The organism is Methyloparacoccus murrellii, from assembly GCF_054657115.1.
In genome coordinates, this window is sequence record NZ_BAAHXD010000013.1 from 52,216 (window position 1) to 72,683 (window position 20,468).

Genomic DNA, 20,468 nt, shown 5'->3' on the forward strand with positions numbered 1-20,468 from the left:
CGAGTCTGACCCATTGGCGGCCACATGAGCACGACCCGGGACGAACTGGCCGAGTTTCTGGACAACTTGCTGAATCCCGCCGCGTTCGCCGATTACGGGCCCAACGGCTTGCAGATCGAGGGGGCGGAGGTGATCGAGCGGGTGGCCTTCGCGGTTTCCGCCACGCGGCATTCGGCGACCTTGGCCGCCGAGTGGCAGGCCCAGGCTCTGGTCGTGCATCACGGGCTGTTCTGGTCCTTTCACAGCAGCCGGCCGCTGACCGGTCCCTTCGCCCGGCGGGTCTTCCCCCTGGTGCGGCAGGCCATCAACCTGTTCGCCTACCATCTGCCGCTGGATGCCCATCCCGAGGTGGGCAATGCCGCGACCCTGGCACAGTGGCTCGGCATGCATGACCTCGCGCCCTTCGGCGATCACCAGGGGTGCCCGACCGGCATCAGCGGCCTCCTCGCCGCACCGCTCACCGCCGCGGCCTTGCGGACGCGCCTGGCGGAAGTGCTGGCGCATCCCGTCATGATGGCCTCGCCCGATCCGGAGCGGCGGGTGGGTTCGGTCGGCATCATCACCGGCGGCGCCAACCGGGACTGGGTGCGTGCGGTGCGGGCCGGCCTGGACGCCTATGTCACCGGCGAAATGAGCGAGCACGACTGGCACGAGAGCCAGGAGGCGGGTCTGCACATGTATGCCGGCGGTCATCACGCCACCGAGCAATTCGGTATCCAGGCGCTGATGGCGCGGGTGCAGGACCGGTTCGATGTGGCGTGCTGCTATATCGACAGCCCCAACCCGGCCTGATGTCGCCGTCCGCCGTCGCGGTACAGTTTCAGCCCGCCCTGCCGTCCCAGGCCGAGGCCATCTCGACCCTGTCGCTTGCCATCTGGGAGGCCAGTTACCGGCCGGACCTGCTCAGCGAAGGCGAATTCGCCTGTTTCTGGAACCGTGCCTACACGCCGGAACGCCTCAGTGCGGACATGGCGCGGGGCGCCTGCTACGAATGGATCTGCGTGGCGGGGCGGCGGGCAGGGTTTCTGGCCTACCGGCATGAGCCGGATAGCCGGCGCCTGCTGCTCGGCAAGCTCTATCTGGCCACGGAGTGGTACGGGCAGGGGATCGGCGCCCGGGCATTGGCGCGGGTGCTCGATGCCGGTCGTCGCCTTGACGTGGCGGAGGTCTACCTTTACGTGTTTCGCCGCAACCTGAAGGCGATCCGGGCCTACCGGCGGGCGGGCTTCGTCATCGACCGGCCCGAGGTGACGCCATGCGACGGTGGTTACCGTTACGATGACTATGTGATGGTCCACCGTTTTGCCGGCACGCGGGCTGCGTGACGGTGCCAGGGCGGTCCGGCCGCCCTGGCATGGGGGCGGGTGGGCTCAGTGTGCCGGCGCGGCGGGAGTCGCCGGTGTGGCGCCATGCTGCATGTTGCCCATGCCGCCGCTGGCGCCGCCATGTTGCATGCCCGGCATGCCGCCCTTGTTTTTCATCATTTCCTGCATGTGCTGCTGCATCATCATGTGATGCTGCTTTTCGTGCTCCTTCATCAACTGCAGCTGTTCGGCCTTGAGCTTTTCCTTTTCTGCGGGATCGGTGGTGGCCAGAATCTTGCTGGACAGCTCGTGCATCTTCAGCAGGTGTTCCTGCTTGGCCTTGAGCCGTTCATCGCTCATCATCATGCCGCCCATGTTGCCCATACCACCCATGCCGCCCATCTGGTGACCACCGGGGGCCGGGGCTTGCGGGGCCGCTTCTCCGGCCTGTGCGGCGGGCAGGGTGAACAGGGCGCAGAGGCAGGTCGCGAGGCAAAGAGGTTTCAGTGTCATGTTGTGTCTCCTTAGGCGTGCTGGCGCGGGTTCGCGCTGCCAATCCAGCTTAGCAGAACTGGCCCTGCCGGGGCTCAGGGGCCAGGGTTGCCGATGTTCATGTTGGCGGGGCCCGGATCGTACAGCCCGGTCAGCTTGCGGCGGAATTCGTTGGAGATTTCCCGGCCCTTGACCTGGTTGTCGACGATTCTCGGCGTCAGCAGCACGACCAGCTCGGTCCGTTCCGATTTCATGTCCGTGGCCCCGAACAGGTCGCCGAGAATCGGCAGTTCGTAAAGCAAGGGGATGCCGGAGCGGGTGTTGGATGTGTTCTCGCGGATCAGACCGCCGAGCACCAGCGTTTCGCCATCCTGCACGGCCACCTGGCTCTTGATCTGGCGCTGGGCGATGGTGGGCGACTGGATCTGATCCTTGTCGCCCGAGGCTTTCGGGGCGACGTTGCTGACCGTCTGGATGATGTCCATGTTGACTAGGCCACCCGCATTGACGCGCGGGCGGACATTGAGCAGCACGCCCGTGTCGCGGTACTGGATGGACTGGACCACGTTGTTGGTGTTGATGGTGTTGGACACGGAGCCGGTCAGGATGGGCACCTGGTCGCCCACCCGCATCGAGGCTTCCTGGTTGTTCAGCACCATGACCGAGGGCGAGGACAGCATGTTGATCTTGCCCTTGTCGGCCTGTGCTTGCAGCAACAGGCGGACATCCTTGCCCATGGCCGTCAGGGAGTAGGTGAAGGCATAGGCGGAGGCGGCCTCCAGGACTTCATTGGTGATCAGCGTGTTCGGGTTCAAGCCTGCACGGTTCGAGCCGGACTGGAAATACCACTTGATGCCGTACTTCAGGTTGTCGGAGAGGATGACCTCGGCGATGGTGGCGTCGATCAGTACCTGCAAGGGCAGGACATCCAGCTCCTTGATGACGGCCTCGATTTCCTTGTACTCCTGCTCCCTGGCCGTGATGACCAGGGCGTTGTTGGGCGGATCGGCGACGATGCGGATGTTGCCCAGGTTAACAGCCGTGCTGCCCTGATTGCGGTTGCCGGAAGTGCCGCGGCCGATGCCGCCGCCAAAGCTGCCACCGCTCATGGAACCACCGCCAAAGCCAGACGAGCCGCCGCCGAGACCACCGGAGGCGCCGCCACCCATCCCCCCGGCCGAGCCGCTGCCAAAGCCGCTGGTCGAGACGCCGCTCAGGTCGCCCATCCCGCCCGACGAGCCGCCGCTGTAGTTGGGGCCCATGGTGGAGCCGAGGCTGCCGCCGGAGGAGCCCGCGCCGAGGTCGCCCGAGGTGCTGGAGCCCATATCGCCGCTGGAGCTGCTGAAGCCGCTGCCGCCGCTGCCCGGGGTGCTGCTGCTGCTGGCGCCGATGGAGCTGTCCTGGAAGCCGGGCCGCAGCGAGGCCCGGCTGCCGCTGCCGGACCCGCCGCCGAAGATGTTGCTGAGGGTCTTGGCCAGCTCCACGGCATCGACATTCTGCAGCCGGTAGACATGGATGCCGCCCATGCGCTTGGGGCTGTAGCGGTCCAGCCGGCCGACCCAGCTGGCGATCTCTTCCAGATAGCGCGGCTGCGGCGTGATCGCCATGATGGCGTTGAGGCGGTCGATGGGCATGACCCGCACCAGACCCGCCAGCGGTCCCTTGGCGGTATCGCCGAGGATTTTCTCGATCTCGGTCGCGATCAGCGCCGGCTCCACGTTGGACAGCGGGAAGATGCCGACCGACATGCCGCGCATGAAGTCGACGTCGAACAGCTGGATGGTGTCGAGAACGCTGGCCAGCTCGTCGGAGCTGCCGGCCAGCCAGAGCATGTTGCGCGTGCTGTCCACCCGCACGATCGATTTGGGTGGCATCAGGGGTTCCAGGATCTTCTGCATTTCCTGCACGCCGACATAGCGCAGCGGCACGACCCGCAGCTGGTAACCGGTCGGCAGGCGTTGCCCGGGCAGGCCCAGGCGGGCGCCCGGTGCGCCGACCACGCCCGAGGTGTCGGGCTCGATCTTGTAGATGCCGTTTTCCTTGATCAGCACGGCGCCGTTCAGCCGCAGCAGGGTCTCCAGGGTCGGGATCAGCTCGTCGTCGCTGAGGGCGCGGGTCGTCTGCAGGGTGACGCGGCCCGAGACCTTGGGGCTGATCACGTAGTTCAGCTTGAGCGTCTCGTCGAGGATGGTTTTCGCCACTTCGTTGATGTCGGCATCGTCGAAGTTGAGGGTGTACTTGCCTTCCGTGCGGTTGCGGATGGCCGAAGTCGGCGCGCCGCCGACCGTCGCGCCGCCCTTGCCCAGCAGGTTGCCGCTGGCCGGGTAGTACTCCGGTGGCTGTGCCGGCTTGGCGCCCAGCGGCACGCTCTGGACCGGTCTGGAATCCAGCGGCTTTTGGACGGGCTCCACCCGCAGGTTGGGGGGGATCGGCGTCCGCTTGACGGCCTCGGGCCCCAGCGACTCGCAGCCGTTCAGGGCCAGGCCGATCGACAGCGCCAGCATGGCCTGGCGCCGGGATGGCAGCGAGGAGGAGAGAACTTTCTTAACAAACGACATGTGGCATGACCTGATGGCAGAAATTCGCCGGGGCGAAGGTCGGGTAGAAGGTAGGCATGATTCCGGTTGAATGCTGGCTACAGAGGGCCTGTCCGCTTACTGGTCCGGCTGCTCGGCGTCTTCGTCCTGCTCGCCGCCGGGATCGATGGCCTCGGCGCCGCCCGGCAGCATGCCGCCCATGTTGGGGACCATGGCCTGGCCCTGGGCCGGCAGCGGCAGGGGTTGCGGAGGTTGTCGCATCACGGGCCGGTTGGCCCCCGGCTTGCGCTGGGGGGGCTGCTCGCCGGGCGCGGCGGCCGGTGTCGGCGTGGGCGCGGCGCCCGGCGGACGCTTCTTCAGCAGGGCCAGATCCTCCCGGTTACCGCCATGGTCGAGCAGCACCCGGTCGGGCTTGATGTCCACGATTTGCCAGCCGTCCAGGGCGTCCCTGACCTTCAGGCGCTTGTATTTGCCCTTGGCGTCGGCGACCAGCGCCATCTTGCCTTGCGGTGTGGCGAGGATGCCCATCAGCTTGAAGGATATCGGCGGCGGGGGTTCCAGCTTGGGCGGCGCGGGCGGTTCCGGCGGTGCGGGCTGGCTGGGGCGGCGCGATTCCATGAACAGCGGACGCTCCACCATCTGCTGGTACTGGCTGATGTCGGGCAGGGCGAAATCGTCGGCAGCCAGTTCGGGCTCGGCCGGCGTCGCGGCCGGCGCCGACGGGTTCTGCCCGCCGTGGAGGCGCTGCTGGCGCAGGTGCAGCCATTCCCCGGTCAGCAGCGCGCCGAGAAAGGAGGTGACGATCAGGAGCAGGCCGCTCAGGAAATAGGGGCGCAGGCGTTTGCTCATGATTCAGGGCGCCTGCATGTAGCCGATGACGTCGAAATCGACGCTGAGGCGGTCCTCGATTACCGGATTCTTGTCGCGCGGGTTGCGCGGCATGCGGATCGGCCGGATATTGAGGTTTTCGATGAACAGGGAAGGTTTGCCGGCCTCGAAACGGTGCAGCACCTGCCGCAGCACGGCGGTGCTGCCGGTCATGCGCAGCTTGATGCCGATGCGCACGGCATTTTCCTCGGCCCGTTCGGGGATGACCTGGGTGCTGGACAGCTCGCCGCCCGCCTCGCTGACGATCTGCTTGATGCGGGTTTGCAGGTCTGCCGACGCCAGGGCGGCCGTGTTGGTCGGCAGGAAGGCGTCATTCTTCCGCGCCATAGCCTGGATGCGTTCCAGGCGCTGCGTCAGCGCTTCGCGGGTATCGGCAACCTGTTGCAGGCGGTTGAGGCGGAAGCGCAGATCCTCCGCCTTTTCGCGGTATTCGCGTCCCAGGTTGAGCAGAGGATAGATCGCCCCCAGGAACACCACGGTCAACAGCAGCAGCAACAGGCCGACGGCCGTCAGGCGCGAGTTGTTGAATTCGATCGGCTGGTTGAGCCGTTTAGCGAGATTTTTCAGAGAACCTCCCATTGACCGCGTCACCGGCAATCTGGAAGCGCTCCAGCCCGTTAGAGGTGTCCTTGGTGACGGGGGAGACAAAGCTGACGTTGCGGAAGAAGGCCGATGTCTCGATGCGCTGCAACAGGCTGGACGCCGAGGGCGACTGCCCCTGGACGATGAGCCGGCGATTGGCGTACTGGAGCCCGTTCAGCCAGGTGCCGTCCGGGATGACCCGGGTCAGTTCCTCGAGCATGTCCAGCAGCACGGGCTCGACGTGTTTCCTGTCCTGGAGGAAACGCGCCTGGTGTTGCAGCTTCTCGGCCTGCTCGCGCATGGATTCGACCTCCTGGGCGATGCGGGCGGTTTTCTTGACCTGATCCTGCAGGCGCTTGACCTCGTTGTTGGCGGACCAGAGCGGCACTATCGCCACCAGCGTCAGCAGGGTGATAATCAGGCCGGCCAGGATGCCATTGAGGATGCCCGGGAGCCTGCGGCGGGGTGGCCGGAATTTTTCCGGCAGCAGGTCGTAGCTGCCGATGCGGGTTTCGCCATCCAGGTAAACCCGCTCGGGGCGCCAGCCGGCGGCGGTCAGGTCTTCCAGGATGCTGTCCAGCTTGGTCTTGGGCGTCAGCACCAGGTCGACCACGATCTGGCGGGTGGCCTTGAGTCGACTCGCGACCAGGGCGCTGAAATAGACCTGGTCGCTCTTGAAGGGCGTCATCCGGTCCATCTCGAAGGCGATGACCTGCTGCAGGTTCTCGGCAGCGGCCATGGGCAGCTTGATCTGCTTGCGCAAGCCCTGATGGTTTTCCAGTTTCAGGACGATGGCGAGATCATCCAGTTTCGGATGCTCCTGCAGGAAGCGCAGGCGCGCGGTTTCGCCTGTGTCGTCCAGGGGCAGGCTGGCCAGCCGGGTTTCGCCGTCCGCTCGTCTGTGCCAGAGCGCCACGCCCTGGCCGTCGCGGCTGAGTACCAGGTATTCGCCGCCGCTGCCGAGCAGCTGGCGCAGGCCGGCGGGAACCAGGGCGAGCAGCTCGCCGCTCCACCACTGCCAGAACTCGCGCAGTTGTGTCTCCAGGGGCATGTCGAACTTGAGCATGAGCTACAGCGGTTTCCGCCACCAATGGTGGTTCACTGGGTTGCTTCCTGTTGGGGGGTGCCCGGCTTGCGGGGAATCGCGTAGGGCTTCCAGCGCAGAATGGTAAAGGGCGATCCGTCGGCGGCGGGGCCCCGGCGTATCGTCGCCAGGACGCCGGCGCCTTGCTGATCGTCGATTTCGGCGATGGCCGATACCGTGTAGGCCATGTCGGTACCGCCGCCCGCCGGCAGCCCGGGTATGGGCGGGAGCACCCCGGGCGTACCCTGGCTGCGCTGCTGGATGAAATTGTCGACGGCGCCGGCATCTCCCCCCAGCAGCGCCATCAGTATCTCCCGCGACGCGACGGCGGGATTCAACCCGTCGGTGCCCGTATATAGGGTAAACCAGCTCTCCAGTTTTCGATACAGCTCCGGGGTGATGCCCATGACTCCGCGCAGCTCGTCCAGGATGAGGAAGTTGCGGTTCTGCGGCGGTGCCTGGAGTCGCCGGGCGATGTAGTCCTCGGCTTCCGCACCGTTGTTGCGGCGGATGTCGTCGGGGTCGCGCCAGTCCATGACCGCATCGGCCAGCCGGGTGGCCAGCTCCTCGTTGCGGGCCACGAGCTTGAAGACGGTCTGCAGGGTTTGCTCCTGGGCCGCGTTGAGGTCCACCTTGCCGCCCTCGTCCATGATGCGGATGCGCACGCGAGCGCCATCCACGTTCCAGACATAGGGCGTCCCGTCCGCCCGCCAGCGCAGCTTGGGGTCCGGCAGGGTGAGCATGAGCATGGCGTAGTTGACGCCGCCCTCGGCCAGCGCCAGGGCCTTGGCGCGTTCGTGGGCATGGGCGAGGATGCCGGCCTCGCGCTGGGTCGACAGGGCGAAGCTGCCGGCCATGATGGTCATCAGGCTGATGATCCACAGCACCATGATGAGCGCGACGCCGCCCTGGCGGATGCCGGGGACGCCCGGTGTGGGTATGGTCTTCGCCATCAGCGCAGCATCAGGGTTCTGGGCGCGATCAGCAGGCTGGGCCAGGGATCCTCGCCGGCGCGGGCGATTTCGATCCGGATCAGCGTCGGCAACTGGTATTCCCGCCACTCGTTCACCCATTTGCCGGTCGGTGCGTTCGGCTGGCGCAGGTTGCCGCCCTCGTTCTGCGGGCCGAAGTAGGCGAACCTGAGATTGACCACATCCTCGACGATGGCGATGTCGTCGATGGGCTGGGGCGGGCGTTTGGTCTGATCCGGGGTCGACTGGTACGGTACGATGGCGACGCGCAGTTCCTTGCGATCGTCCTGGCCGGCGAGATACAGCTCGAAGCGGTAGAGGCCGCCGCCCTCCAGCTGGTCGGGCAGCGGCGCCACATAGGTCAGGCTGCTGGCGGTGCCCTTGAAGGAGGGTTCCATCTCGCCGTTGCTGTTGACGCCCGAAACCGGCAGCAGGCTGCCGATGTGCTTGCGCAGGAAGCTCTCGACGATGAACAGCCGGCTGGCCTTGGCCATGCGCTCCTCGCCGGCTTCCCAGCTGCCGGCGCCGATGCGCAGGCTGCCGGTGAGCAGCAGCATCATGATGCCCAGCAGCACCGAGGCGATCAGCACCTCGATGAGGGTAAAGCCGGATTGCCGGCCGCGGCGAAGGGCGGACGTCCTCAATTCAGGCCTCCGCCGGGGTTGTCGGGTATCAGCCGCAGGCTGGTCAGGTTGAAGGCACGCGGGTCGCTTTCATCGCCCCACTCCACCGTCAGTTCCACCCAGTAGGGCTTGAAGCCCAGATTCTGTCCGCCCAGCAGCGCGGGATCGAAGGGATAGGGGGTCACGTTCAGGTCCCAGCGGTAGCCGTCCGCCAGCTCACCCGACTGGACACCCGGTCGCAGCGGCAGGTCGACGCCGACCGAGGCCATCATCGACTCGGCGGTGAGGATGGCCCGCGAGTATTCGTCGGCGGTTGCCGCGATGTGTCCGCCGCCCGCGAAGATGCGCAGCAGGACCCCGAGCGACAGCGCCATGATCGCGAAGGCGACCAGGATCTCGATCAGCGAGAAGCCGCCTTGCCGAGGCACGCCGCTAGTTCTCACTTTCCTGCTCGCCGATGCGGACCTCGCCGGTCAGCCAGTTGATGTCCACCACGCGCGTCTGTCCCTGGCCGATCAGGGTGACCCGGCCGCCGGTCGAGGAGCCGTCCGGGAAGAAGCGGATGCGGCCGGTGCCCTCGTCCAGGGTCTCGGTCGACGTGGTGTACAGCCCCAGCGCGACGTCGGCCGGCAGCCGGAACAGCTTGCTGCGTCCGCTCACGCGGTAGCGATGGCGTTCGACATCCAGTTCGAAAAGGGCATCCTGGCCCTGTATCAGCGCCTGGCCACGGGCATGCCGGAGGGCCGAGGCGACATCCCGCGTGGCCGAATACAGCTGGGCGCGGGCGATGGCGGGGCCGAAACTGGGCACCACCGTGCCGATCAGGATGCCGGCAATCACCAGCACGACCATGATTTCCAGCAGGGTGAAGCCACCCTGCCGCCGATGGCGCGAGGGACTCGCCGGCAGCCGGCCGCAGCCGGCCCGGGGCATGGGCATCACGACGCCGCCCCGCGCATGGCGATCTGCCGCAGCGGCCGGGGCACGTTGCCGGGCGGGAGCTCCCCCCCCGGCGTGATGGTTCGCGCTGGTCAGGGGGGCTTGCCGGTTCAGTCCCAGCTCTTCACGTCCTGGTCCTCGCCCTCGCCGCCCTCGGCGTTGTCGGCGCCCAGGCTGAAGATGTCGAACTTGCCGTGCTGGCCGGGCATGGCGTAGTGATAGGGATTGTTCCAGGGGTCGGCCGGCATCTTGCGCTTGCGCAGGTAGGGGCCGTTCCAGAATTTCGCGCTGGCCGGTTGCTCGATCAGGGCCGCGAGGCCCTCTTCGGTGCCCGGATAGCGGCCGACATCGAGGCGGTACATGTCCAGGGCCGAGGAGAGCTCCTCGATCTGGAGTTTCGCGGTCTTGGTCTTGGATTCGCCCAGGTGCTTGATGACCTGCGGGCCGACCAGGCCGGCGAGCAGGCCGATGATGGCGAGCACGACCAACAGCTCGATCAGGGTGAAACCGGTCTGGCGGCGCAGCGGCGTGCGTCGGGATAGCAGGGCGATGTTTTTCATATCAGGCTCTTGCGGTTGGTAAAACGACAGGCGGGGACCGCGCGGGTCGGCCGCGCGATCCGTTGGCCAGCGCGGCGATTTTCGCATTATCCGGCTGGCTCCGGGGAGACGCGGTGGGTTGCGGGCATGGCGTCGGCGCGCTGCGGCCCGGGCTCAGAAGGCAAGATCGTTGACGCTGAGGATGGCCATCAGGATCGAGATGATGATGCCGCCGATCATGATGCCCAGGCCGACGATCAGCACCGGCTCCAGCAACGCCAGCAGGCGCTGGATGGAAATCTTGATTTCCTTGTCGTAGGTAGTCGCCACCCGGTCCAGCATCTCCGGCAGCTGGGCCGATTCCTCGCCGAGCTTGATCATCTGCATGGCCAGCGAGGGGAAGATGTCCGCCTCCATCAGCGGCGCTGTCAGCCCGCCGCCCTCCTTGAGGCTGTTCACGGCCAGGTCGAGCTTCTGCGCCACCAGGCGGTTGTCCAGGGTGTCCTTGACGATGGACAGGCCGGCCAGCAAGGGCACGCCGTTCGTCAGCAGGGTGGCCAGGGTGCGGCTGAAACTGGCCACCTGGAACTTGAGGATCAGGTCGCCGAACAGCGGCAGCCTGAGCATCCAGCCATCCCAGCTCAGCCGTCGCACCGGGTCCGAGCGCTGATAGCGAATCCAGGCGGAACCCAGGGCGATCAGCAGGAAGGCGACCCACCAGTAGTCGCGGATGGCATCGGCCGCGCCCACCACGATCTGGGTCGGTACCGGCAGTTCCTTGCCCGCGCTCTCGAACATCTCGGTGAATTGCGGCACCACGAAGGTCAGCAGCAACAGCAGCGAGCCGATGGCCATGACGACCAGGATGATCGGATAGATCATCGCCGTGGTCACCGTGTCCTTTAGTTCCTTGGAGCTGTCGAGATACTGGGTCAGGCGTTCCAGCACCACTTCCAGGGCACCGCCTGCCTCGCCGGCACGGATCAGGTTCAGGTAGAAACGCGAGAACACCGGGCCCTGCGCCTCCAGTGCGTCGGAGAGCTGGGCGCCCCCCTTGATCCGCTCCAGGATCTTGCCGACCATGGCGTTGAACGCCGGCTCCTGGGTCGTGAGTTCGAGCAGCACCGTCAGGGCGCGATCCAGCGGCAGGCCGGCTTCCAGCAGGGTCATCAGCTCGCGGGTGAAGAGGGTCAGCTGCTTGTGGGTGATTTTCGCGCCGCGCCGGCCGAAGCGCAGGAAGCCGAACGGCGTGGAGCCGGCGGCGGTGACCCGGATCGGCAGCAGCCCTTCCTCCTGGAGCGCCAGGATCAGCGCCGCCTCGCTCGGCGATTCGCGATCCTCCTCGATGGTCTCGCCGTCGCGGTTGACGGCCTTGACATGAAACAGGGGCATGGCGGTGCGGTCAGCTGTCCGAGGTGACGCGCAGGACTTCCTCGACCGTGGTCAGTCCCATCACGGATTTGCGGATGCCGTCGTCGTACATGGTGTGCATGCCTTCCAGCAGGGCCTGCTCCTCGATCTTGCGGGCCGGCGCGTTGGCCATCACCAGTCGGCGGATGTCGTCGCTCATGACCAGGAGTTCGGTGATCGCCAGCCGGCCCTTGTAGCCGTTGCCGTCGCAGGCCTCGCAGCCGACCGGCCGGTACAGGTGAATGGTGCGCTCGTCGCTGAAGTTCCAGAGCTTCAGCTCTGCCGCCACCTCGGGCATGGGCTCGTAGGCTTCCCGGCAGTGCGAGCACAGCCGGCGCACCAGACGCTGGCCGAGGATGCCGTTCACGGTCGAGGTGATCAGGTAGTCCTCGAGGCCCATGTCCAGCAGGCGGGTGACGCCGCCGGCGGCGTCGTTGGTGTGTAGGGTCGACAGCACCAGGTGGCCGGTCAGCGCCGACTGCACGGCGATGCGGGCGGTCTCGATGTCGCGCATCTCGCCGATCATGATGACGTCGGGGTCCTGGCGGACGATGGAACGCAGCGCCGAGGCGAACGTGAGGCCGATCTGCGGCTTGGTCTGGATCTGGTTGACCCCCTCCAGCTGGTATTCGACCGGATCCTCGACCGTGATGATCTTGCGGTCGGGCGTATTGATCTTGTGCAGCGCGGTATACAGCGTGGTGCTCTTGCCGCTGCCGGTCGGGCCGGTGATGAGGATGATGCCATGGGGCTGTTCCAGCACGTCGAGGAAGCGCCGCAGCGCCTCGCCCTCGAAGCCCAGGGTGGCGAAGTCGAACTTGATGCTTTCCTTGTGCAGCAGGCGGATGACCACGCTCTCGCCATACATGGTCGGCACGGTCGAAACGCGCAGGTCCAGTTCCTTGCCCTGTACCTGCAACTTGATGCGGCCGTCCTGCGGCAGCCGGCGCTCGGCGATGTTGAGCTTGGCCATGATCTTGATGCGCGAGATCACGGCGGCGGTGGAGCGCACCGGCGGCGACTCGACTTCCTTGAGCACGCCATCGATGCGGAAGCGCACCTTCAGGGTTTGCTCGAACGGTTCGACATGGATGTCCGAGGCGCGCATTTCCACCGCCCGCTGCATGATCAGGTTGACCATGCGGATGACCGGCGCCTCCGATGCCAGATCCTTGAGGTGCTCGACGTCGGCTTCGTTGATGTCCTCGTCGCTGCCGAAGGTATCGACGATCTCGCCCATCAGCGACTTGCCGGGGCCGAGCTGGGTTTCCAGCGCCCGGTCGATTTCGGTGCCGAGGCCGACGCGGGCGCTCACCGGCCGGTCGCAGGCAAGGGCAATCGCATCGAGCAGTTCCTGGTCGAAAGGATCGGTGACGGCCACCACGACCTGATCGTCGTTGGCAGCCAGCCCTACCATGTGGTTTTCCTTGAGAAAGCGGACGGAGATGGTTTCCGGCAGGGGCGAGGTGTCCGGGTAGTCGTCCGGTGTGACCAGGGGGCAGCCGCTGACATCCGCGAGAATCTCGGCCGTGTCGCGCTCGGAAACCACGCCCAGCTTGACGAGCAGCGCGGGAATGCGCGATTCGTCGGTCTGGGTCGCGAGCCGCTGGGCACGGATGATCTCGGTTTCCCTGAGCTTCCCGCGCGCGACCAGCTCCCGGGCAAAGCGCTGGTAGCGCGGGGCCTGCGGTTCCGCTTCCGGCGGGGTTTCGGGTAAGGCGGTGTCCTGGAGTTCGGCAGCCAAGGCGGAGTCGTCGTCTTCGTGGAAAGCTGGCGCCCTCGGGTATCGAGGGGAGGGCCTGATCGTGGGTCTCAGAGTGTACACGAAAGCCCTGTTCCGGCTGTTGCGCCCGCGCGAATGCGCGGGCGGGGCCGGACAGCTCTGCGCCGCGGGCTTGCGGCTTCGGCTATCATGGCCAACCCTGAAATTCCCGTGTGACCTCGGTATGAATGTGCTTCCCTCCGAAATGCTGGAACGGTTTGCCGGGCGTGGCCTGTTGCTGGACCGCTCGGGGCCGGACCTGGCCTGCTGCCGCATCGCGCCCATCGAGGATTGCGGTCCCGGCGATCTGGTCTTCATCGACCACGCCAAGTATCTGGAGCCGGTGCGCCGGTGTCGGCCGGCAGGCGTGGTGACCACCGAGGCGCTGGCCCGGGAACTCGCGGACGAGCCGGATATGGCGGTGCTCATCGCGCCCAATGTGCGCCTGGCCATGGCGATCCTCAAGCAGACCTACGCCGATCGCGACGTGCGTGCCAGCGAGTGGCCGCGCATCCATCCCGCCGCCGTCATCCACGAAAGCGTTGCCGTGCCCGGGGATGTGCTGGTCGGGCCGGGTGCCGTCATCGGCCGGAATGTGCTGCTGGGGCCTGGCGTGGTGGTGATGGCGAACGCGGTGATCGAGCATGGGGCGATGATCGGCGCCCGTTCGGTGCTGCACCCGGGTTGCGTCGTCGGCTACGACTGCGAGATCGGTGCCGATGTCATCCTCAAGGCCGGCTGTGTCATCGGCTCCGAGGGGTTCGGCTTCGCCCAGGACGAGCGCCGGCGCAATTACCGCATTCCCCATACCGGCAAGGTCATCATCGAGGATCGCGTCGTCATCGGCGCGAACACCAACATCGATCGCGGCACCTATGGCGCCACCCTCGTGCGTGCGGGTGCCGTGATCGACGCCATGTGCCATCTCGGCCACAACGTCGAGATCGGCGAGGACAGCATCCTCTGTGCCCACACGGGGCTGTCCGGTTCCACCAGGTTTGGCCGGCGCGTGATCGCCTCGGGTCAGACCGGTACCCTGGATCACGTGACGGTGCCGGACGACGTGGTCCTCCTGCACCGGGCCGGTCTCAACAGCAGCATCAAGGCCCCCGGCATGTATGCCGGCGGCCCGGTGCAGCCGTTGCAGCAATACCTCAAGAACATGGCGATCATGCCCCGGCTGCATGAGATGTGGACACGGCTCAAGGCAGTCGAGAAGCGTCTGGCCGAACTCGCGGCCGCATCCTCCAGGGAGAGTTGACCGATGCGGCGCATCGGCAGGGCCATGGCGGGCCTGAAGGCGGGCATCAGCGACGTCAAGTGGCTGGGGCTGTTCCTGGGGCTGTTCGTCCTGCCCTGGATCGTGCTGTTCGTCTGGTTCGGCCTGGTGCCCTGGGTTGCGGATCTGTTCGGCAGCCGCGCGCCGCAGAACCTGGGGGTGAAATATGCCGCCGCCGACCTGAAACGCTTCGAGGCCAAGGCGGGCGTCAAGCTGGGCGCGCCGCCCCCCGCCCTGCCGGTTGCGCCGGCATCCCCGGGCCAGCCGCCCCGCCCCGCGCCGCAACCACCCGCCGCGCCCAAGCCGGTGGACATGACCCTGTCGCAGGAGGAACTGTCCGCGGCGCTCAACTCCCTGGGGGCCAGGCTGCTGCCGCTGCGTGACGTTCAGGTCAGGCTGGGTCCGGGAGCCATGGAGCTTTCCGGCGCGCTGGATGGCTCAAGGCTTGGCGACTTCCTCAAGACCGTCGGGGTGCGCGAGAAGGATGCCGAAAGCATCACCCGCTGGGTGGGCGCGCTGGGCGACAATCTGCCCGTCTACGCCAAGGCTGTCGGCGGCGTCGAGAATGGCGAGCTGAGCGCCCAGTTGCAGCGCCTGCAGGTCGGCGGCCTCGACATTCCGAGCGAGCAGCTCGACCGCATCGCCAAAAACGGCTTCCACGCCAGCTTGGGCGCCAGGGAAGGCTATGCCGTGCAGACGCTTACCCTGCAGGCCGGAGCCCTGCGGTTCATCGGCGCGCTGCCGCCGAATCTCGGCGCGAGCAGGGCACCCTGACGGCAGGTGCTGATGGCGGGACCTGAACCTGTGCTTGAACGGCGGGCATGGTGAGGCGAACCCCGCTCCCGCTGGGTTGCCGGACGGACTGAGCCGCCTGCGCAGCCCTACATCCAGGCGATGGGCGCCATGTGGTCGGTGCCCCGGGGGCGTGTGCGGCGATCGGGCCGCATGACGCCACTCAGGCCAGCGTATCGCCTCGGTACGAGATGGCTGCTTGATGCCCATGCCTTCGCGGCTCGCCCGCATCGTCCATCCGGCATCTGCCTCTGCTGCTGTTCACCTCTCCTCCCGGCCGTCTGCCGAATGTTCGCTGCGGTTGCCCGCCAAGGATCGGCATGCTCTGCTGCGAACGGGTCGACCGCAATCCTCTCATGATGTCCTGGTGACCTGGGACCTGACCGGGTACCCCCGCTTTGTCCCGGGCGCCCATGCTGTCGAGGCCAATTGTGACCGGCGGGTCTCGAATTGTCGGTATCCCTTCTCATCGCTCAACGTAGCGTCGGGGCGATGTCTCGCCCGTTTACGTCCCCGCCGCGCGCCAATATTGGGGTCATGGCCGGATGCGCGGAGCGATTGTCGCTCAAAGTCAAGTGGTTCGCGGTAACGGCCGACTGGAACTTCGCATCGCTTGCATCCGCGTGGTTGGCCGCGAGTGTTTATCGGGAGGACCCGGACGGCGTCGATGACGCAGGGTGTCTGTGGTCATGTTGATCAGGGTTTTCTGATTATTGTGGCGAGACCTCCATGGATTCGGTTCCATAGCTATGGATTCGGGTACATACTTTTGTTATTCTGACGAATGACTTTTTTTATCAGTCCGTAATGAATCAATGCCTTGCGAGATTGGCATGCATGATGCAAGATATTCGGCGCGAAGCAATCTGCTGTTCGCATTTCATACCACCCTGAAGGGTGATATTCGCTTAACTGATCAAGAGGAATTGCAACAATGGCAAAGATTCAGAAATCCACGGATTCTTCCAGCCTGGCCGAAGTTGTCGACCGCATTCTGGATAAAGGCATCGTAATTGATGCATGGGTTAAAGTTTCGCTGGTCGGCATCGAGTTGCTCTCTGTTGAGGCTCGCGTGGTCGTGGCTTCCGTAGAAACCTATCTGAAGTACGCTGAGGCGATTGGTCTGACTGCAAGCGCAGCAGCCCCGGCCTGAGCCTATATAACTAGGTATTGACGCTGTTTCGTGAGCGGTTCGTTTCCCCTGGAACTGCTCACGGAATGGTATCTCACATACAGAATTTGGTTCCAAAGTTCTTATTGGGAGAAAATCATGGGGCGCTTAACTGAAGACATGACGCGCTTGCGTCAGGAGATCGAAAGCGGTCGGGATAGTCGTGCCGATAAGCGGCGTGTGCTGGGTTTGGATATTGAGGAGCAGCGCGGAGCAACACAGCTATTCCTGCGGGATGTCAAATCGCGTCGTCTGGTGGCTGCTAGGCGTGATGCGCTTGCTCGGGTTGATTTCATCTCAAGTAATGCCACCTCCGTGTCCAGATTCCTGGCCGATACGGCAGCAAGCCAGGCTGCCAGCGCACGCGAGGCCGCGCGGACCCGCAGGGATTTTGTAACCCGCATAGCAAACGAAACAGTAGCGCACCTTGGCGGTTTTCGACGGAGTTTTGAAGCGGCATCCGCAAGAGCAGCCCAGGAGCGCAATGACTTTGTCAATGCGCTGGGTTCTTCCGTGGCGAAGGAGTTGGACGGAGTCAGAGCTCGGCGTCAGAAAAATGCGGATATCGACGCGCTTGAGCGCCAGAGGTTCGTGAATGATGTAGGGAAGTCCGTGGCCAACCTTTTGCAGGAAAACGCAAAGAGCCGTGCGGAATCCTCAGCGAAAACGGCTGCTGGCCTGGGGGCCTTCGTGCGTGACCTGGCAGGGACGGTAAGCAACTTGCTCAATGATTATTCCGATGACCGGTCGGGTGCTCATGAGGGTTTCTTTGGAAGGCGTGCCGCCACCAGGCATCCGGCAGTGTCGGCGTCGACGTCACCGTCTCAGGCTGTTACGGAATCAATACCTCAGCCCAAGGCTGCACCGACTGTTGCGGAGGATAGTGACGAATCGCGCCTTCAGGGACTCGAGGCTTCGAGAAGCGAGGTCATGGCAGCGGATGTCGTCGAGGAGGTGAAGGAGGTTCCGGCGGATGTGGGTAAATTTAGCTTTCCTGGCTCTGGTAAGGGCAAGGGTAAGAAGTAAGTTGCATGGATTGCTTGCCCAAGGCAGGTTGCTTCCGGCGATAGATCTCCGTTGTACAGGAACGTTGGTATCTTGAGGCGCTCTCGCCGCGGGCATAAGCCGGGTGTGGTCGCTGGCCGCGCCGGAGTTGGGCGCCTCTCGACATGAACAGGTCTAGGGTGTTGCGGCTGTCGGCCGTGAGATTTCGTGCTCCCTGGCAGGCGTATTGAATGGCGGTAGATTGGAGATTCTTAATGGAACATTCGAATATGGCTTTGGTGGATGACTCATCAAGCGACAGGGTTGTCCCGGTGGCCAGTGATACCTTTGTTTTGTCTCCTTATGTGAAAGGTATTGTCGATCGTGCAATCTCGTACTTGGAAGCCGGCTATCCAGTGCATTTCGCAGGCCCCTCAGGTACAGGAAAAACAACGCTTGCTTTTCATCTTGCCTCTCGCTGGGGAAGGCCCGTTACCCTGATGCAGGGAAATGAGGAATTTGTCAGCTCTGATCTGACGGGAAAGGATGTCGGCTATCGTAAGAGCAAGCTAGTCGACAACTTCATCAGTTCTGTTCTCAAGACAGAAGAGGAAATGCGGCGAGTCTGGGTGGACAATCGCCTGACAACGGCTTGCCGAAATGGCGACATGCTGATTTATGACGAGTTCAACAGGTCAAGGCCGGAAACCAATAACGTATTATTGTCGGTCCTTGCCGAGGGGGTCTTGAACTTGCCGGGGCTTCGAGGGAGTGCCGAGGGCTTTATGGAGGTTTCCGGAGACTTTCGTGCCGTGTTCACCTCGAATCCGGAAGAGTATGCCGGTACCCATAAGACCCAGGATGCCCTGCTGGATAGAATGATTACGATCAAGCTGGATCATCCGGACAGGGAGACGGAGATCCAGATTGTGCATAGCCATTCCGGGATGCCAGCTACAGAAGCCGCCTACATCGTTGATATTGTCAGAGAGCTTCGTGGCGATGAGAATAAATCCAGGCCATCGTTGAGGTCAGGCATCGCAATCGCTCGTGTCCTCAAGATGAAAGGCATATTGCCACGCTGTGGAGAACCGCTTTTCCATGCGATTTGCTACGATGGTCTCAGCATGGATACGGCAAAGATAAGCAATGGTGGTCGATCCATGTATCAGGCCATGATCGATCAAGTCATCTCGAAGGTTTGTCCGCCGGCGGAAACCATGCGGCATCTGAACAGGAAGGACCTGCGGTCTGTCATGGAAATCGTGGAGTGATGATATGGGGACCCGTACCCGTCCTCCCAAATCCCTGTCCGATATCAAAACGCATTCCGGACGGGTAAGTCGTGGCGATCAGAGCTACCGTGACTATTTCCAGGCAGGTGCACTGGAGCTTGAGAAGTGGCGTAGAGAGCGCGAGCGCGAGGCCTCTCTGCGGCGGCTGAGTGTCATCAATGATCGGATTGCTCAGATCAATCATGAAAAATCCATCTTGCTGGGAGGGGTCTTGGCTGAGGATCTTCGCAAGTCTGAAACCGGCTCGAGCTTGGTTGAAAAGCCTCCCAGAGGAGTGCGTATAAAATATTAGTTCAGGAGGTATGCCATGATTCCCGTGCGCACCAGCCAGAGTATTCGAACCCATCGGCATGCCCGCCATTATCGTTTCTTGAAAACGATGACGGGACCCCATCAATTGTTTGAGGCCATAGGGCTGCAAGTCCATGAGCTGTGTCGGCTGGCTCAGCGGCTGGATAACCAGTTTCGCGATGCCCTGCGCAGAGGAAGTTTATAGTGAGTATTCATAAGAGATCGTCTCATTTGCCCAAAATCCTTTACGCTATCTGCCAGGTTGACGTGGATCCACTGAGATTTGGAGCGTCCCAGGGGTTGGAGGGGGCGCAGGTTTATTGTGTCGAGGATAACGGTCTTGTTGCAGTGGTTTCGGATGTGGCGACGGGTAAGGTTCGTCCTGACCGGAGAAGCCTTACGGCATATCAGGCTGTTTTGCACGACTTGGTCGAGAAAACCACTGTTTTGCCGTTAAGATTTGGAACTATATCAAAAAATCAAATCAGCGTACAAAACCTCTTGGCAAGGAATAGGAAGGCTATTCTTGATCAGCTCAAGAAAGTGAATGGTTGCGTGGAGATGGGGCTGCGTGTCTCCTGGGACGTGGCCAATATATATGATTTCTTTATCGGCACCCATGCGGCTCTCAGGGATGCGCGTGACGAACTGGTAAACGACGAGACAGCGGGCAGGGATGAGCGCATTCAGCTTGGTCGTTTGTACGAATCATTTCTCAATGCGGATAGAAGAGATCACACGGACCGCGTGAAAAATCTGCTGGTTGAATATTGTGAAGACATTGTTGTCGGTGAGCTGAAGCGCGAAAAAGATGTGATGAACCTCGCCTGTCTTGTGAGGCGTACCCGGATGGATGAATTCGTTAAAGGGGTTTTCGAGGTATCAAAGCTTTTTGATAACGACTATCTTTTTGATTACTCGGGGCCTTGGGCTCCGCATAATTTTGCGCGGATTGATCTCAAGGTTGCTTCGCCTGCCAATGATGTCGCCTGACCTGAAGTAAGATAGCGCCCTTTGTCAGGGTTTTAGGTATTTAGGCCTGCTGCGTCTTTTTTTCTGGATGACGGCTTGACCAGCATGCAAGCAAGGGTGCTGGTCGATTTGGTCAGAGTTGGCTTTGGCTGTCTGGCTCCATGATAAAGGTCTCCCGCCGCGAAATCATTCATGCTCATCGTTGACGACATTCTTCTGTTTCCGTTTCGTGGCATTCGCTGGATATTCGAGCAAATTCATGATATTGCGACAGAGGAGCTTGAAGGTGAGGCTGATCGAATCCGTGAGGCACTAACCGATCTCTACATGATGTTAGAAACTGGGCAGATCACTGATGAAGAGTTTGATGAAAAAGAGCGGGAATATCTGGATCGGCTTGAAGTCCTTGAGCGTGATATGTCATCGCAAGATGAGGAGGGTGAGGTGGCTGATTCCGCTGAGGACTAGTACGGAATGGGCAGGGTCAGTCCCTGCAGGTGCGTACGGTATACCATTGAGCTAGTTCCGTGTCACACAGGGTGAGCTTGGCTAG

At 63.4% G+C, this 20,468-nt stretch carries 22 protein-coding genes; 10 read left to right on the forward strand and 12 right to left on the reverse strand.

Features of this window, described 5'->3' with window-relative positions; genetic code table 11:
- Window positions 1-24 precede the first annotated feature (24 nt).
- Both ACYQ1H_RS05650 and ACYQ1H_RS05655 read left to right on the forward strand, forming a co-directional pair.
- Entirely contained in the window at window positions 25-792 is a 768-nt protein-coding gene (locus tag ACYQ1H_RS05650; protein ID WP_460027066.1) for a Nif3-like dinuclear metal center hexameric protein, read from the forward strand.
- Window positions 792-1,325, forward strand: coding sequence for a GNAT family N-acetyltransferase (locus ACYQ1H_RS05655; RefSeq protein WP_460027067.1), 534 nt, complete (start codon window positions 792-794; stop codon window positions 1,323-1,325). Before ACYQ1H_RS05650 ends, ACYQ1H_RS05655 begins: the two co-directional genes overlap by 1 nt.
- A 45-nt stretch (window positions 1,326-1,370) precedes the next feature.
- Here ACYQ1H_RS05655 and ACYQ1H_RS05660 read toward each other — a convergent pair whose 3' ends face one another.
- From ACYQ1H_RS05660 to gspE, 12 genes are all read right to left on the reverse strand, one after another.
- Window positions 1,371-1,817, reverse strand: coding sequence for a hypothetical protein (locus ACYQ1H_RS05660; protein ID WP_460027068.1), 447 nt, complete (start codon window positions 1,815-1,817; stop codon window positions 1,371-1,373).
- Between the two features lie 74 nt (window positions 1,818-1,891).
- Window positions 1,892-4,354, reverse strand: a complete 2,463-nt coding sequence (gspD, locus tag ACYQ1H_RS05665; protein WP_460027069.1) for a type II secretion system secretin GspD — start codon at window positions 4,352-4,354, stop codon at window positions 1,892-1,894.
- A gap of 96 nt (window positions 4,355-4,450) precedes the next feature.
- Window positions 4,451-5,182, reverse strand: a complete 732-nt coding sequence (locus ACYQ1H_RS05670) for a type II secretion system protein N (protein WP_460027070.1) — start codon at window positions 5,180-5,182, stop codon at window positions 4,451-4,453.
- A 3-nt stretch (window positions 5,183-5,185) separates the two neighbouring features.
- On the reverse strand, window positions 5,186-5,800 hold the full coding sequence (gene gspM, locus ACYQ1H_RS05675) for a type II secretion system protein GspM (RefSeq protein ID WP_460027071.1): 615 nt from the start codon (window positions 5,798-5,800) through the stop codon (window positions 5,186-5,188).
- Complete coding sequence (locus ACYQ1H_RS05680; RefSeq protein ID WP_460027072.1) at window positions 5,772-6,869, reverse strand: PilN domain-containing protein; 1,098 nt, start codon at window positions 6,867-6,869, stop codon at window positions 5,772-5,774. Before ACYQ1H_RS05680 ends, gspM begins: the two co-directional genes overlap by 29 nt.
- Window positions 6,870-6,901: 32 nt before the next feature.
- Window positions 6,902-7,840, reverse strand: a complete 939-nt coding sequence (locus ACYQ1H_RS05685) for a type II secretion system minor pseudopilin (protein WP_460027073.1) — start codon at window positions 7,838-7,840, stop codon at window positions 6,902-6,904.
- Window positions 7,840-8,502 (reverse strand): prepilin-type N-terminal cleavage/methylation domain-containing protein, encoded by a 663-nt coding sequence (locus tag ACYQ1H_RS05690; protein WP_460027074.1) that lies wholly within the window; start codon window positions 8,500-8,502, stop codon window positions 7,840-7,842. Before ACYQ1H_RS05690 ends, ACYQ1H_RS05685 begins: the two co-directional genes overlap by 1 nt.
- Window positions 8,499-8,909 (reverse strand): type IV pilus modification PilV family protein, encoded by a 411-nt coding sequence (locus ACYQ1H_RS05695; protein WP_460027075.1) that lies wholly within the window; start codon window positions 8,907-8,909, stop codon window positions 8,499-8,501. Before ACYQ1H_RS05695 ends, ACYQ1H_RS05690 begins: the two co-directional genes overlap by 4 nt.
- 4 nt (window positions 8,910-8,913) lie before the next feature.
- Window positions 8,914-9,420 carry a GspH/FimT family pseudopilin gene (locus ACYQ1H_RS05700; protein ID WP_460027088.1) on the reverse strand — a complete coding sequence of 169 codons (507 nt, stop codon included), beginning with the start codon at window positions 9,418-9,420 and terminating at the stop codon, window positions 8,914-8,916.
- A 110-nt stretch (window positions 9,421-9,530) separates the two neighbouring features.
- On the reverse strand, window positions 9,531-9,980 hold the full coding sequence (gene gspG, locus ACYQ1H_RS05705) for a type II secretion system major pseudopilin GspG (protein WP_460027076.1): 450 nt from the start codon (window positions 9,978-9,980) through the stop codon (window positions 9,531-9,533).
- A 153-nt stretch (window positions 9,981-10,133) separates the two neighbouring features.
- The gene (locus tag ACYQ1H_RS05710; protein ID WP_460027077.1) at window positions 10,134-11,351 is read right to left on the reverse strand and encodes a type II secretion system F family protein; all 1,218 of its coding nucleotides are present in this window, start codon (window positions 11,349-11,351) and stop codon (window positions 10,134-10,136) included.
- A gap of 10 nt (window positions 11,352-11,361) precedes the next feature.
- Window positions 11,362-13,023, reverse strand: coding sequence for a type II secretion system ATPase GspE (gspE, locus tag ACYQ1H_RS05715; protein WP_460027089.1), 1,662 nt, complete (start codon window positions 13,021-13,023; stop codon window positions 11,362-11,364).
- Window positions 13,024-13,315: 292 nt separating this feature from the next.
- Here gspE and lpxD point away from each other — a divergent pair, with 292 nt between their 5' ends.
- From lpxD to ACYQ1H_RS05755, 8 genes are all read left to right on the forward strand, one after another.
- On the forward strand, window positions 13,316-14,392 hold the full coding sequence (gene lpxD, locus ACYQ1H_RS05720; protein WP_460027078.1) for a UDP-3-O-(3-hydroxymyristoyl)glucosamine N-acyltransferase: 1,077 nt from the start codon (window positions 13,316-13,318) through the stop codon (window positions 14,390-14,392).
- 3 nt (window positions 14,393-14,395) lie between these two features.
- Window positions 14,396-15,184 carry a hypothetical protein gene (locus ACYQ1H_RS05725; RefSeq protein WP_460027079.1) on the forward strand — a complete coding sequence of 263 codons (789 nt, stop codon included), beginning with the start codon at window positions 14,396-14,398 and terminating at the stop codon, window positions 15,182-15,184.
- Between the two features lie 952 nt (window positions 15,185-16,136).
- Entirely contained in the window at window positions 16,137-16,355 is a 219-nt protein-coding gene (gvpA, locus tag ACYQ1H_RS05730) for a gas vesicle structural protein GvpA (RefSeq protein WP_460027080.1), read from the forward strand.
- Window positions 16,356-16,385: 30 nt separating this feature from the next.
- A complete protein-coding gene (locus ACYQ1H_RS05735; RefSeq protein ID WP_460027081.1) occupies window positions 16,386-17,399 on the forward strand; it encodes a hypothetical protein in 1,014 nt (337 codons plus the stop codon).
- Window positions 17,400-17,632: 233 nt separating this feature from the next.
- Window positions 17,633-18,631, forward strand: a complete 999-nt coding sequence (gene gvpN / locus ACYQ1H_RS05740) for a gas vesicle protein GvpN (protein ID WP_460027082.1) — start codon at window positions 17,633-17,635, stop codon at window positions 18,629-18,631.
- Between the two features lie 4 nt (window positions 18,632-18,635).
- A complete protein-coding gene (locus tag ACYQ1H_RS05745) occupies window positions 18,636-18,944 on the forward strand; it encodes a hypothetical protein (RefSeq protein WP_460027083.1) in 309 nt (102 codons plus the stop codon).
- Window positions 18,945-19,147: 203 nt separating this feature from the next.
- Entirely contained in the window at window positions 19,148-19,936 is a 789-nt protein-coding gene (locus tag ACYQ1H_RS05750) for a GvpL/GvpF family gas vesicle protein (protein WP_460027084.1), read from the forward strand.
- A 171-nt stretch (window positions 19,937-20,107) separates the two neighbouring features.
- Window positions 20,108-20,383 (forward strand): gas vesicle protein GvpG, encoded by a 276-nt coding sequence (locus ACYQ1H_RS05755; protein ID WP_460027085.1) that lies wholly within the window; start codon window positions 20,108-20,110, stop codon window positions 20,381-20,383.
- Window positions 20,384-20,468: the final 85 nt, after the last annotated feature.